The following is a 15,850-nucleotide window of genomic DNA, read 5'->3' as shown; positions in this document are numbered from 1 at the left end:
AGTGATCAACAGCAGGTGTACCCGGGGGTAGTCATGCCGCCCCGGACCTGTCACCAGCGACGGATCGAGGCGACGGACAACGCCACCGTGTCGTAGATCCCCTACGGAGTAACCTTCTTGGCCCGGGCGGAGGCCGTCGGAAGCCATGACTTAATTCCCGGAAAGTCCTAAACGACCACCCCACCGGACGATTTGAAACCTGCTCTGACGGGCTGTCCGACCCGAGACCCCACGCCACACACGGCCACAGCCGGTTGGAAACTCGCATAGCAGAGACCCGGACCGTCAACCAGTCCCCCCACTACCGGCGTCGCCTTCCCAGCCGTCGACCGTCACAGGATCACCGACAATGGGCCCCTTCCTCCCATCGGAGGAGAACTAGCCGAAAACACGCTCCCCCGATGGACCTATTTATTGTGACGCTAATCCTGGAGGGGGATTTACTGATAGCGCTGCGCAACATAGCGTCTGCCATCAGGGCAGCCGAAAGCCCATGCCTCGGCGATTCAGGGAGGGATCAACCGTGTCAAGTATTTTAACTCCGCTGTCGCCAAATACCTCAACCTGCAGACCAGCGAACGCCAGCCTACATTCTGACCTGCCGCACTCGACGCGTCGGCCCGATTGTAAAGCATAAAAGGGATATGACGCACACGGCGCGCCACCCCCATTTTCATGGGTCGAGCGCATGAAACTACTCCCCACATCCAGTTAATCGCACGTCGACCTTCCAAGAACTATCGTCTCCTTTAATTCTAACCCATCACGCATCATCGGGAAGAAATTTAAGCATTGGACCGCGAAACGCATTCCACTCCCTAGGATTTCGCGAAGCCTCGGTGTTCTCGAAATGCACCTTCACGTGAAACTAGACAACTGAGGACACTGTAGGGAATTCCCGATTGTCGATCGTAACGGACTTCAGGCCAGGCGTGACAATCGCCCTCGGGTCAGCCTTGCCAGCGGCACCACGGCGTGGCTGCTTCCCTTAGATCTACCCAACAACCCCGCGGGATTCTGCGGCAACCTGCCATCGGCGACCGGAAACCACCACTTCAGATGCAACTTCGACGCCAGGTCCTCTACCCATAGCAATGTATTTCCCTGGATTATACGGAAGGGCTTGAGTCGCGATGACCTCCTATGAATTCAACACTGAGCCTCGGCGGCCAGTCCACCCTCATAGGCAGGGGAATTCAGCCCAAGCGAATGGGATGACATCACGTCATAAGGATGGGTTGCAGCTGTCATTTGCGCAGCAACGACTTTGGTTTCTGAGCCAGTTGGGTCTCAACCAACAGGAGTACCTGGTTCCCAGGGTATTGCGGGTGCGGGGTGGTTTGGATGTGGAGGCGTTGGAGGCGGCGTTCTCGGGTTTGACGGCGCGGCATGAGGTGCTGCGTACGCGGTTCGTCATCGGTGCCGGGGGCGAGCCGGTTCAGGTGGTCGACGAGCCCGGACGGGTAGGGATACGACTCATCGACCTGTCCGGTGTGCAAGACCCGGAGGCCCGTGAGGCGCAGGTGCGCGACACGGTCGACGCGGAGGCCCTCAGGCCCTTCGATCTCGCGGCCGATGCTCTGCTGCGTGTGTGCCTGGTCCGTGTCAGCGACGAGGACCATGTCTTGGTGCTGGCGATGCATCACATCGTCTCGGACGGCTGGTCGATCGGCGTCCTCACCCGGGAGCTGGGCGAGCTGTACGCCGCAGCCGTGCAAGGCCGCGACGCCAAACTGCCCGAACTGCCCGTGCAGTACGCCGACTTCGCGATCTGGCAGCGCCAATGGCTCCAGGGAGACGTCCTGGAGCGCCAGCTTGGCTACTGGCGCGACCAGCTGGCCGGACTGGAGCCGCTGGAGCTCCCCACCGACCATCCGCGGCCGGCCGAACGCACCGGCAACGGCGCCTCACTGCAATTCGACGTATCACCCGAGACGACGGCCGGCCTGCGCACGCTTGCCGCCGGCACCAGCACCTCGCTCTACATGGTGCTTCTGGCCGCGTTCAACATCCTGCTGGGCACCTACGCCCGCCGCGACGACGTCGCCATCGGCACTCCGATCGCCGGCCGCAACCGCGCCGAGATCGAAGGCCTCATCGGCTTCTTCGTCAACACCCTCGTCATCCGCGGCGACCTCTCCACCAACCCCACCTTCGAAGACTTCCTGGCCCAGATCAAAGAGACCACCCTCGCCGCCTACGACCACCAGGACCTCCCCTTCGAACGCCTCGTGGAGGAGCTCGCCCCCGAACGCGACCTCTCCCGCACCCCCCTCTTCCAAGTCATGTTCATCCTCCAGAACGCCTGGGAAGAGACCTGGGAGTTCGCCGACCTGGACACGGAACTCGGGGCGCCGAGCGAGACCGCGGCGACCTTCGATCTGGTCATGTCCCTTCAGGAGTCCAGCGATGGGCTCAGAGCCCAGTTGATGTACAGCACCGACCTGTTCGACGCGTCGACCATGGAGCGTCTGGCCGGGCACTTCCAGAATCTCCTGGCCTCGGTGGTGGCCGACCCCACGGCATCGCTCAGCGACCTGGACATGCTCTCCGACAAGGAACAGCACCAGCTGGTCGTCGAATGGAACGACACTGCGGCTGACTTCCCCCGCGACCAGTGCGTTCACGAACTCGTCGAAGCGCAGGTCGCCGAACACCCAGACGTCCCCGCCGTGGTCTTCGGCGACCAGGAACTCACCTACGCCCAGCTCAACGCCAAGGCCAACCAGCTCGCCCACCACCTGCGCACCCTCGGCGTGGGCCCGGACACCCTCGTCGCCGTATGCCTCGAACGCAGCCCCGACATGATCATCGCACTCCTCGGCGTACTCAAAGCCGGCGGCGCCTACGTCCCACTCGACCCCCAATACCCGGCCGAACGGCTCGCCTTCATGCTGGCCGACACCGCCGCCCCCGTCCTCCTCACCCAGAGCAACCTCCGCGACCAACTGCCCGACCACAGCGCCCAGACGGTATGCGTCGACACCGCCCCGATCACCCGCTACCCCGACACCAACCCGGAGCACCACACCACCCCGGACAACCTCTTCTACGTCATCTACACCTCCGGATCGACCGGCACCCCCAAGGGCGCCATGGTCGAGCACCATTCCGTCGTACGGCAGGTGCGCTATAACTGGCTGGAGCCGCTCACCCCTGATGACTGTGTGGCCCAGGTGACGAGCTTCTCCTGGGATGCGTGTGCCATCGAATGCTGGAGCGCGCTGGTTGCGGGGGCCAGGCTAGCGATACTTCTGCCTGACGAGATCCGCAACCCGTTCCAGCTCCGGACCGTCGTACGCGAGCGTGGCGTGACGGCGATGATGCTCACCGCGTCGCTGTTCAATCACCATGTAACGGCCTGCCCGGACGTCTTTGAGACCGTGCGGTACACGAAGTACTGCGGTGAGAAGGTGACCCGGGCCGAAGCCGACTCCCTGATTCGCGGTGTGCGCGCACCCGAATACTTGCTGCACACCTATGGTCCGACGGAGAACTGGGGAGACACGACTCTGCTACGGGTGTTCCCGGACAGCCCGAGCGCAGCCTCCATGCCGATCGGTGGACCGGCGCCAAACACCGACCTGTTCGTGGTGGACCGTGCCGACGGGCTGGTGCCGATCGGTGTGCCCGGGGAACTGCTGGTGGGCGGCACGGGGCTGGCGCGAGGCTATCTGAACCGCCCGGAATTGACCGCCGAGAAGTTCGCGACGGTCCGCATCGCGGGCACAACGCGCCAGGTGTATCGCACCGGCGACCTGGTCCGGTGGCTGCCCAGCGGCGTGCTGGAGTTTCTCGGCAGGATCGACGACCAGGTCAAGGTCCGCGGTATGCGGATCGAACTCGGTGAGATCGAATCGCAGTTGGTGGCGCATGAGGACGTGGCGTCAGCGGTGGTCACCGTCCGGGAAGACTCTCCGGGGGACAAGCGTCTGATCGCCTATGTGGTCCCTCGCAAGGGTGCACGGCCGGAGACGTCGATGCTGCGGCGCTGGTGTGCCGACAGACTGCCCGACTACATGCTGCCCGCCGGTTTCGCGGTCCTGGAGAAACTGCCGTCGACCCCGAACGGGAAGGTGGACCGCAGGTCGCTGCCCGCTCCGGACAATGACCGGCCCGACCTCGCGGTGCAGTACGTGGCGCCGCGCGACCGGATCGAAACCACCGTCGCCGGCATCTGGTCCCAGGTCCTCGGCGTCGACCGGGTGGGCATCCACGACAACTTCTTCGACCTCGGCGGACACTCCCTCCTCGCCACCCGAACCGTCTCTCTTCTGCGGCAGGAACTCGGTCGGGAAGTGCCGGTGCGGGAGTTGTTCACCTCCCCCACGGTGGAGCAACTGGCCGAGGCGATCAGCAGAGCCGACTCAGCGGCGGATGGCGTGAAACTGGTGCCGGTCGCGCACGGCGCGGGCGGGTCGCCCTTGTCCTTCGCGCAGCAGCGGCTGTGGTTCCTCGAACAGCTCGAACTCGGCATCGACCGGCTGACGTACCCGTTGCGGGTGCGGGGTGGTTTGGATGTGGAGGCGTTGGAGGCGGCGTTCTCGGGTTTGACGGCGCGGCATGAGGTGCTGCGTACGCGGTTCGTCATCGGTGCCGGGGGCGAGCCGGTTCAGGTGGTCGACGAGCCCGGACGGGTAGGGATACGACTCATCGACCTGTCCGGTGTGCAAGACCCGGAGGCCCGTGAGGCGCAGGTGCGCGACACGGTCGACGCGGAGGCCCTCAGGCCCTTCGATCTCGCGGCCGATGCTCTGCTGCGTGTGTGCCTGGTCCGTGTCAGCGACGAGGACCATGTCTTGGTGCTGGCGATGCATCACATCGTCTCGGACGGCTGGTCGATCGGCGTCCTCACCCGGGAGCTGGGCGAGCTGTACGCCGCAGCCGTGCAAGGCCGCGACGCCAAACTGCCCGAACTGCCCGTGCAGTACGCCGACTTCGCGATCTGGCAGCGCCAATGGCTCCAGGGAGACGTCCTGGAGCGCCAGCTTGGCTACTGGCGCGACCAGCTGGCCGGACTGGAGCCGCTGGAGCTCCCCACCGACCATCCGCGGCCGGCCGAACGCACCGGCAACGGCGCCTCACTGCAATTCGACCTCGCCGGCGACCTGACAGCCGGTCTGCGTGCCGTGGCCGCCGACACCAGCACCTCGCTCTACATGGTGCTTCTGGCCGCGTTCAACATCCTGCTGGGCACCTACGCCCGCCGCGACGACGTCGCCATCGGCACTCCGATCGCCGGCCGCAACCGCGCCGAGATCGAAGGCCTCATCGGCTTCTTCGTCAACACCCTCGTCATCCGCGGCGACCTCTCCACCAACCCCACCTTCGAAGACTTCCTGGCCCAGATCAAAGAGACCACCCTCGCCGCCTACGACCACCAGGACCTCCCCTTCGAACGCCTCGTGGAGGAGCTCGCCCCCGAACGCGACCTCTCCCGCACCCCCCTCTTCCAAGTCATGTTCATCCTCCAGAACGCCTGGGAAGAGACCTGGGAGTTCGCCGACCTGGACATCGACACCTACCCCAATACATCGAGCGCGGCTCAGTTCGACCTGACCCTCTCCGTCCAGGAGACGGGCCCGGGGCTGAGGGCTCAACTGCTCTACAGCACCAGCCTGTTCGACGCGTCGACCATGGAGCGTCTGGCCGGGCACTTCCAGAATCTCCTGGCCTCGGTGGTGGCCGACCCCACGGCATCGCTCAGCGACCTGGACATGCTCTCCGACAAGGAACAGCACCAGCTGGTCGTCGAATGGAACGACACTGCGGCTGACTTCCCCCGCGACCAGTGCGTTCACGAACTCGTCGAAGCGCAGGTCGCCGAACACCCAGACGTCCCCGCCGTGGTCTTCGGCGACCAGGAACTCACCTACGCCCAGCTCAACGCCAAGGCCAACCAGCTCGCCCACCACCTGCGCACCCTCGGCGTGGGCCCGGACACCCTCGTCGCCGTATGCCTCGAACGCAGCCCCGACATGATCATCGCACTCCTCGGCGTACTCAAAGCCGGCGGCGCCTACGTCCCACTCGACCCCCAATACCCGGCCGAACGGCTCGCCTTCATGCTGGCCGACACCGCCGCCCCCGTCCTCCTCACCCAGAGCAACCTCCGCGACCAACTGCCCGACCACAGCGCCCAGACGGTATGCGTCGACACCGCCCCGATCACCCGCTACCCCGACACCAACCCGGAGCACCACACCACCCCGGACAACCTCGCCTACGTCATCTACACCTCCGGATCGACCGGCACCCCCAAGGGCGCCATGATCCAGCACTCCGGGGTGGTGAACATGGCTGGTGCGCTGCGGAGGGAATACCGACTCCACACCGGCAGCCGGATTCTCCAGTTCGCGTCGCTCGCGTTCGATGCTTCGGCCTTCGAGATCTTCTCGATGTTCGGGGTCGGCGGAACGGTGGTACTCGCCTCTCGCCCGCAGCTAATGCCCGGAGGTGAGCTGGAGAACACCATCCGGACCTACGGCATCAACACGATCACGCTTCCTCCTTCGGTTCTCGAGCGAGCGGACACGAGCTTCCTGGAGCAGTTGGACGTTCTGATCGTCGGCGGTGAAGCGTCCAATCCGGAGTCCTGGCAGGCATGGCAGCGGTGCCCGCGGCTGATCAACGGTTACGGCCCGTCTGAGGCGACCGTGTGCGTCGTCACGTACGACGGAAAGGAAGCCGTGTCGGGCTCCGTGCCGATCGGTCGTCCTGTCGCGAACACCGAGGTGTTCGTGGTGGGTCAGGCCGACCGGCTGGTGCCGGTCGGTGTGCCCGGGGAGCTGCTGGTGGGTGGGGCCAGCGTGGGGCGGGGCTACCTGAACCGGCCGGAGCTGACCGCCGAGAAGTTCGTCGAAGTGGAGATCGGTGCAAAGACCCGTCGGGTGTATCGCACCGGCGACCTGGCCCGGTGGCTGCCCAGCGGTGACCTGGAGTTCCTCGGCCGGATCGACACCCAGATCAAGATGCGGGGCATCCGCATCGAACTCGGCGAGATCGAGACACGGTTGGTGGCGCACCAGGACGTGGCGGCGGCCGTAGCGGTCGTGCGTGAGGAGTCCGCCGGGGACAAGCGGCTCGTTGCCTACGTTGTACCGCGCCAGGGCGTCACGCTGGACACCACGGGGATGCGGCGCTGGTGCGGCGACAGCCTGCCCGACTACATGGTGCCCGCCGCGTTCGTGTTCCTGGACGCGCTGCCGCTCACGCCCAACGGCAAGGTGGACCGCCGGGCCCTGCCCGCCCCCGAGAGTGACCGGCCCGATCTCGCCGCCCAGTACGTGGCTCCGCACGACGAGATCGAGACCGCCATCGCCGGCATCTGGGCCAAGGTGCTGGGCGTCGACCAGGTCGGCATTCACGACAACTTCTTCGACCTGGGCGGACACTCCCTGCTTCTGGCACAGGTGCGCGGTCACCTCGCCACACGACTGGACGTGTCGATTCCCATGGTCGCGTTGTTCCAGCACACCTCGGTACGCGCCCTGACCCGGTATCTCTCCGACCGCGACACAACGCCGGTGGACGACACGGCGCTCGCGCGGTCCCGGCAGAGCGGCAGGACGAGGCTGAGCCAGCGGCGCCGCCGTAGCTCTTCGAAGGGAGACAGCTGATGACCGACGGCGACACCTTCGAGGTGAACCCTTCGCATATCGCCGTCATCGGGATGGCGGGCCGCTTCCCGGAGGCGGAGGACCTGGACGGGTTCTGGCAGAACCTGGCCCAGGGCGTGGAGTCGGTCAAGCCCGTACAGGTCTCCGACGATGTGTCGCACAGTCCCGCGTTCGCCGAGCTCAGCGATCCCGACTGCTTCGACTCGGACTACTTCAGTTACGCGCCACGAGAAGCCCTGATCATCGATCCGCAGCATCGACTGTTCATGGAATGCGCGGTCGAGGCTCTCGAATGCGCGGGTGAGGACCCGGCGCGTTTCCCCGGGCCCATCGGCGTCTACGCGGGCGGCAGTCAGACGGGCCACCTGGAGTCGCTGCGTGCCGTGCGGGACCGGCTGGGGAATCCGAGCGAGATGATGCTCGGCTTCGGCACCGGCATCGCCTTTCTGACCACACGCGTCGCCTATCAGCTCGGCCTCCGGGGTCCCGCCGTCACCGTGCAGACCGCCTGCTCCACGTCGCTGGTGGCCGTCCATCAGGCCGCGCAGGCGCTGCTGGCGGGTGACTGCGACATGGCGCTGGCCGGCGGGGCCAGTGTTCACATACCGACGCCCATAGCCGAGTACACCGAGGACGGGGCGATGTCCGGCGATGGGCATTGCCGGGCGTTCGACGCTGCCGCCGGAGGTTCGGTGGGGGGTGATGCCGTGGGCATCGTGGTCCTGAAGCGTCTGGAGGACGCGGTAGCGGACGGGAACACGATTCACGCCGTGCTGATAGGCACCGCCGTGAACAACGACGGCCACGACAAGATCGGATTCACAGCGCCGAGCGTGTCGGGGCAGGCCGAGGTCATGCGGACCGCGCTGAAGATCGCGGAGGTCAGTCCTGACACCGTGTCCTATGTCGAGACCCACGGCACGGGCACACGATTGGGTGATCCGATCGAGGTCGCCGCGCTCACCGCGGCATACGGGCCGGGGCGGGTGGCTGATCGGCCGCAGGGTCCGATCTGGATCGGTTCGCTGAAGACCAACATCGGCCATTCCGATGCCGCCGCCGGGGTCGCAGGCCTGATCAAGACGATCCTGGCACTGCGCCACCGGCTGATACCGCCGAGCCTGAACTTCGAGACGCCCAACCCGGAGATCGACTTCGAGAACTCTCCCTTCCGGGTGAACGCGGCACTGCGCGAGTGGGAGTCCTACGGCGCTCCTCGCCGGGCGGCGGTCAACGCCCTCGGTGTCGGGGGCACCAACGCCCACGTCCTTCTCGAAGAGGCGCCACCGATCCCTCGTACGGCGGCGGAGAAGCCGTCCCAGCTGGTGGTGATCTCGGCCAAGTCCCGTCCGGCCCTCTCCGAGGCGCGCACTCGGCTCGCCGAGCACCTCGAGAAGCATCCCGCCACCGACCTCGCGAACGTGGCCTGGACCACCCAGATGGGCCGTCAGGGCCACCCGTACCGGCAGGCCTTCGTCGCCTCGACCGCGCACGATCTCGCGGCGCGGTTGGCCGACACCGACCCCGCCCCGGTCGAGCCAGTCAATGGCACCGACCGTTCCGTGGCCATGGTCTTTCCCGGCCATGGAGGTCAGAAGCTGGGCATGGCCCGGGAGCTCTACCTCAATGAGGAGGCCTTCAGAGCATCCTTCGACGCATGCGCGGCGGCATTCGCTCCCCACCTCGATGTCGCGCTGCCCGATGTCCTCTTCGGCGATCCATCCCCGTCGGCGGGGACGGACTTCGCGGAGTTGCCCGTCGCGCACGCGGCGATCTTCAGCGTCGAGATGGCTCTGTATCGGCTGTGGGAGTCATGGGGGATCACGCCGGGCGTGGTCGCCGGTCAGAGTCTCGGAAGCTACGCGGCAGCATGTGTGGCCGGGGTCTTCACTCTGGCCGACGCGGCGGCGGTCGTGACCTGCCGAAGCCGGTTGCTGGAGACGCTTCCGAGCGGAGGGATGCTCGCAGTGTCCCTGCCGGAGTCCGAGGTGTCCGGGCTCCTGACGGATGGAGTCTCGCTCGGAGCCGTGAACGGACCAGATCAGTGTGTGGTGTCCGGACCGATGACCGCTGTCGTGGAACTGGCCGCACGGTTGGAGAAGGGCGGAGTCGACGTTCGTCGGCTGCACATCCCGGGCGCCGGTCACTCCTCGCTGGTGGACTCGATCACCGGGCGGTTCGCCGACTACATGACGTCCGTCGAGTTCGGCCGACCGGTTGTCCCGTTCGTCTCCGACAGTGACGGCCGCCTCATGGACCCGGATCGGCTGACCACCCCGCAGTACTGGGTGGATCACATGCGCAACACCGTCCGTTTCGGTGACGTCGTCTCGACGCTGCTCCATGCCGACAACAGAACGATCCTCGAGGTAGGGCCGGGTCGCAGCATGACCACTCTGGTCCGCAGGCATCCAGATCTCAGGAAGGACCACCTCGTCGTCTCGAGTTTGCCTCACCCCTCGGCTCCGGTCTCCGATCTCGAGCACATTCTCGGCTCGGCGGGCTCCCTCTGGAGTGCCGGCCACGACCTCGATTGGCACGGAGTCCACTCCGGGGCGGACAGGCGGCGCATCGCGCTGCCCACCTACCCGTTCCAGCGCACGAGGTTCCGGCTGGACCTCACCGCTGAGGAGCCGGTGTCCATCGAGCGGGTGGCCGTAGTGGACGTCGATCCCGAAGTGCTGCTGGAGGCGCCGGGCACGGCGTCCGAAGCCGCCGTGGCACGCGTCTTCGAGGAAGTACTCGGAATCTCCCAGCCCGCCAGGCAACACGACTTCTTCAAGCTGGGCGGCGACTCCCTGCTGGCGACGCAGCTCACCTCCCGGCTGCGCAAGGATCTGTCCATTCGAGTCTCAGTCCGGGAGGTGTTCCACGCACCGACGGTCGCGGCACTCGCTGAGCTCGTCGATGCGAAGCTGACCTCAGCCTCTGCCGACCGCAACGATGCCGCGGCATCCGACGGGGCGGCGCTCGTACCGGTGCCGCGTGCAGAGGGCAGCCTGCCGCTGTCGTTCGCACAGCAGCGGCTGTGGTTCCTCGAACAACTGGGGCTGGACGGGCTGGATCTGTCCATCCCGGGGATGCTGCGGGTACGGGGTGGTCTGGACGTCGAGGCATTGGGGACAGCGTTCTCGGGTTTGACGGCGCGGCATGAGGTGCTGCGTACGCGGTTCGTCATCGGTGCCGGGGGCGAGCCGGTTCAGGTGGTCGACGAGCCCGGACGGGTAGGGATACGACTCATCGACCTGTCCGGTGTGCAAGACCCGGAGGCCCGTGAGGCGCAGGTGCGCGACACGGTCGACGCGGAGGCCCTCAGGCCCTTCGATCTCGCGGCCGATGCTCTGCTGCGTGTGTGCCTGGTCCGTGTCAGCGACGAGGACCATGTCTTGGTGCTGGCGATGCATCACATCGTCTCGGACGGCTGGTCGATCGGCGTCCTCACCCGGGAGCTGGGCGAGCTGTACGCCGCAGCCGTGCAAGGCCGCGACGCCAAACTGCCCGAACTGCCCGTGCAGTACGCCGACTTCGCGATCTGGCAGCGCCAATGGCTCCAGGGAGACGTCCTGGAGCGCCAGCTTGGCTACTGGCGCGACCAGCTGGCCGGACTGGAGCCGCTGGAGCTCCCCACCGACCATCCGCGGCCGGCCGAACGCACCGGCAACGGCGCCTCACTGCAATTCGACCTCGCCGGCGACCTGACAGCCGGTCTGCGTGCCGTGGCCGCCGACACCGGCACCTCGCTCTACATGGTGCTTCTGGCCGCGTTCAACATCCTGCTGGGCACCTACGCCCGCCGCGACGACGTCGCCATCGGCACTCCGATCGCCGGCCGCAACCGCGCCGAGATCGAAGGCCTCATCGGCTTCTTCGTCAACACCCTCGTCATCCGCGGCGATCTCTCCCCGGACCCCTCATTCGAGGACTTCCTGGCCCAGATCAAAGAGACCACCCTTGCCGCGTACGAGCACCAGGACCTGCCCTTCGAGCGGCTCGTGGAGGAGCTCGCCCCCGAAAGGGACCTCTCCCGCACCCCCCTCTTCCAGGTCATGTTCATCCTCCAGAACGCCGGTGAAGAGGCCTGGCAGTTCGCCGACCTGGACATCGACACCTACCCCAACGCATCGAGAGTGGCCCAGTTCGACCTGACCCTCTCCGTCCAGGAGACGAGCGAGGGGCTGAAGGGTCTGCTCCTCTACAGCACGGACCTCTTCGAGGCGCCGACCATGGAGCGTCTGGCCGGGCACTTCCAGAATCTCCTGGCCTCGGTGGTGGCCGACCCCACGGCATCGCTCAGCGACCTGGACATGCTCTCCGACAAGGAACAGCACCAGCTGGTCGTCGAATGGAACGACACTGCGGCTGACTTCCCCCGCGACCAGTGCGTTCACGAACTCGTCGAAGCGCAGGTCGCCGAACACCCAGACGTCCCCGCCGTGGTCTTCGGCGACCAGGAACTCACCTACGCCCAGCTCAACGCCAAGGCCAACCAGCTCGCCCACCACCTGCGCACCCTCGGCGTGGGCCCGGACACCCTCGTCGCCGTATGCCTCGAACGCAGCCCCGACATGATCATCGCACTCCTCGGCGTACTCAAAGCCGGCGGCGCCTACGTCCCACTCGACCCCCAATACCCGGCCGAACGGCTCGCCTTCATGCTGGCCGACACCGCCGCCCCCGTCCTCCTCACCCAGAGCAACCTCCGCGACCAACTGCCCGACCACAGCGCCCAGACGGTGTGCATCGACACCCACACCATCAGCGACTCCCCCGACACGAACCCGGAGCACCACACCACCCCGTACCACCTCGCCTACGTCATCTACACCTCCGGATCGACCGGCACCCCCAAGGGTGTGATGATCCAGCACCGATCACTCAGTGCCCGGGTCTGGGACATGCGGCGGCACTACGGGCTCGGTCAGGGTGACACGTTTCTTCAGTTCGCCTCGATGACGTTCGACGTGGGTACGGAGAACGTGTTCACCACGCTGCTGGCGGGCGGACAGCTGGTCTTGCGGGCTGCGGAGTGGACGCCGGAAGAGCTGGCCGAGATCATCATGGGCCGGGAGATCGCCGCCGCGAATCTGCCTCCCGCGGTCTGGGAGCAGATGCTCCCTCATCTCGATCCTTCGAAGGCGGCTTCGCTCCGGCGGCTGGTCCTCGGGGGTGAGGCGCTCTCTGCGGCGCTCGTGTCCCAGTGGTTCCAGCGGTTCTCGGTTCCGCTCGTCAACGCTTACGGTCCGACGGAGACCACGGTCACCGCGACGACGGCGATCATCGCGTCCGCGGATGTCGGTGTGCCGATCGGTCGTCCCGTTGCGAACACCGAGGTGTTCGTGGTGGACCGTGCCGACGGGTTGGTGCCGGTCGGTGTGCCCGGGGAGCTGCTGGTGGGTGGAGTCGGTGTGGGGCGGGGATACCTGAACCGGCCGGAGCTGACCGCCGAGAAGTTCGTCGAAGTGGAGATCGGTGGAAAGACCCGTCGGGTGTATCGCACCGGTGACCTGGTCCGGTGGCTGCCCAGCGGTGACCTGGAGTTCCTCGGCCGGATCGACACCCAGGTCAAGATGCGCGGCTTCCGCGTCGAACTGGGTGAGATCGAAGCACGGTTGGTGGCGCACGAGGACGTGGCGTCGGCGGTGGTCGACGTCCGGGAGGACTCTCCGGGGGACAAACGCCTGACCGCCTATGTGGTGCCGCGACCCGGTGCGCGGCCGGCGTCGGCGTTGCGTCGCTGGTGTGCCGACAGCCTGCCCGACTTCATGGTGCCCGGTGCCTTCATGGTCCTGAGTGAGCTGCCGCTCACGCCCAATGGCAAGGTGGACCGCCGGGCGCTGCCCGCTCCCGACGGCGACCGGCCCGACCTCGCCGCCTCGTACGTGGCGCCGCGGGACGAAGTCGAAGCGACCATCGCCGGCATCTGGGGCCAGGTGCTCGGCGTCGACCGGGTCGGCATCCACGACAACTTCTTCGACCTCGGCGGACACTCCCTCCTCGCCACCCGAGTGGTGGTCGATGCCCGCGCACGGGGCTTCCATCTGCTGCCCAAGGACATCCTGAAGACTCCGACGGTCGCCGGCCTCGGTGCCGGCTTGCGGTCGCCCGGTAAGGCGGTCCGGGCCCTGTCGGTGCCGGATCCGTCCGCGCCGGAGATCGTGCGCCTGAACGCCCACGTACCGGCTCGTCCGACGCTGTTCTGCGTGCACGAGATCGGTGGCGGCACGAGTGCCTACGCTCATCTGGCCCATCAGCTCGACGGGCAGGTGAACGTGCTCGGGATCGATGTGCCGGCGGACGGGACCGCGGTGGAGAGAGACATCACCGAGCAGGCCGCGCTGTACGTGGCGGCCGTTCGTGAGCTCGACCCCGAAGGGCCCTACTGTCTGGCCGGCTGGTCGTTCGGTGGGCTCATGGCGATGGAGATGGCGAGGCAGGCCGGGGCGTCGAACCTGGACGTCGGCATGCTTGCCGTGATCGATTCCGTGCTCCCGTCGGAGCAGGTGCGGAAGCGGACCATCGAGGACACCGAAACCATCGACGGTCTGCTCGCGGACATCGACGGCCTGCGGAGCACCGACCAGCCGAACGGGATCAGGCCGGACGCGATGGACGTCTTGCGAGCGGCCGGGGTGAGCGACGACATCCTGCTGCTGGGTCACGGCGCGGTGGAATCCCACCTCAGGATCAGGAAATTCCAGCTCCATGCGATGGCCTCGTTCGTGCCACGCCCCGTCCATTGCGACCTTCGGTTGTACACCGCCCTCGACAACCAGTGGATGGATTCCCTGGAAGCCGTCTGGAGCCCCTTCGTCAACACGATCGAAGGGTCGGACCTGGCGGGAGATCACTACTCGATCATGCGGCTCCCGAGCATTGGCCTGATTGCCGACGACATCGTGCGGCACATGGCGAAGCTCCGGGATTAGCGGCTTGTCGTCCGAACCTTCATCATTCGAAAACGGGAGATTGCGTTGGACTCCTCGAGCACCAGCACTCTGTACGAGGTGGGCGATCTGCCCCCACTCGGGACCGTTCCCCGCTCCATGTACGCGTCGGTGATTCGTCCCGAGCGGTACGGCGATCCGGAAACGGCATTCCGGACAGAAGTCGTCGACACCCCCGAGGTTCCGCCGGGATTCGTTCTGGTCGCGGTCATGGCCGCCGGAATCAACTACAACAATGTCTGGGCCGCCAAGGGCAAGCCCGTCGATGTCGTCGCGATGCGCCAGAAGCAAGGGAGCAATGAGCCGTTTCACATCGGCGGTTCGGAGGGTTCCGGCATCGTCTGGAAGGTCGGAGCCGGAGTACGACGAGTCAAGGTGGGCGACGAGGTCGTGCTCTCCGGCTGCCGGTGGGAAGAGGACGACCCCGACGTCCGGCTGGGCGTCGATCCCATGCTCGCGGCGTCGCAGCAGGTGTGGGGGTACGAACTGAACTGGGGGTCGTTCGCCCAGTTCACGCTGGTGGCCGAGTTCCAGTGTCTGCACAAGCCCGCGCGGCTCGACTGGGCGGAGGCGGCGGGGTACCTGCTCACCGGTGCTACGGCGTACCGGCAGCTCAACGGCTGGCCGCCCAACACGGTGCAGCCCGGGGACGCAGTCCTCATCTGGGGCGGGTCCGGCGGGCTCGGCTCGATGGCCATCTCCCTGACGCTCCAGATGGGAGGAAAGCCCATTGCCGTGGTGTCGTCTCCGGAGAAGGCCGAGTACTGCCTGAAGTTGGGCGCCGCGGGAGTCATCGACCGCACCGAATACCACCATTGGGGACGCGTCCCGCCAGCCGGTACCGAGGAACACAAACGATGGGCCGCCGATCTCCGGGCCTTCGGGCGGGAGATCTGGAATATCCTTGGCGAAAAGGCGTCTCCCAAGATAGTGTTCGAACATCCTGGCAGCGACACCATACCGACGTCAGTTTTCGTGTGCGCCCCGGGTGGGATGATCGTGATTTGCGGTGCCACGTCCGGCTTCGATGTCGACGTTGACCTCAGATATCTCTGGATGCGACAGAAGCGGCTCCAGGGGTCTCATTTCGCCAATCCGCGAGAGTGCCAGGCCGTAACACGTCTGGTCGACATGGGTCTTCTGCCTCCCCATCTCGGCCACACCTACACCTTCGACCAGATCGGCCAGGCCCATCAGCACCTTCTCGAAGGTGTACAGGCACCGGGCAATGTCGCCGCGTTGGTCGGCGCAAGCAATTAGTTCAGGTCAAGCCGTTCGACGGGAAAC

The 15,850-nt window shown here is 66.3% G+C and carries 3 protein-coding genes; all 3 read left to right on the top strand.

What is annotated here, in order from left to right; genetic code table 11:
* Window positions 1-1,133 precede the first annotated feature (1,133 nt).
* The 3 genes from RLT59_RS34585 to ccrA all read left to right on the top strand — a co-directional run bounded on the left by RLT59_RS34585 (window position 1,134) and on the right by ccrA (window position 15,823).
* Window positions 1,134-7,619, top strand: a complete 6,486-nt coding sequence (locus RLT59_RS34585) for a non-ribosomal peptide synthetase (protein WP_311307042.1) — start codon at window positions 1,134-1,136, stop codon at window positions 7,617-7,619.
* On the top strand, window positions 7,619-14,545 hold the full coding sequence (locus tag RLT59_RS34580) for a non-ribosomal peptide synthetase/type I polyketide synthase (RefSeq protein ID WP_311307041.1): 6,927 nt from the start codon (window positions 7,619-7,621) through the stop codon (window positions 14,543-14,545). The genes RLT59_RS34585 and RLT59_RS34580 overlap by 1 nt, the downstream gene beginning before the upstream one ends.
* Window positions 14,546-14,623: 78 nt before the next feature.
* Window positions 14,624-15,823, top strand: coding sequence for a crotonyl-CoA carboxylase/reductase (ccrA, locus tag RLT59_RS34575; protein WP_399126597.1), 1,200 nt, complete (start codon window positions 14,624-14,626; stop codon window positions 15,821-15,823).
* Window positions 15,824-15,850: the final 27 nt, after the last annotated feature.

The sequence above is a fragment of the Streptomyces sp. ITFR-6 genome (genome assembly GCF_031844725.1).
Lineage (GTDB): Bacteria > Actinomycetota > Actinomycetes > Streptomycetales > Streptomycetaceae > Streptomyces.
Note: the sequence above shows the minus strand (reverse complement) of the source record. Positions and strands in the feature narration are given on the sequence as shown.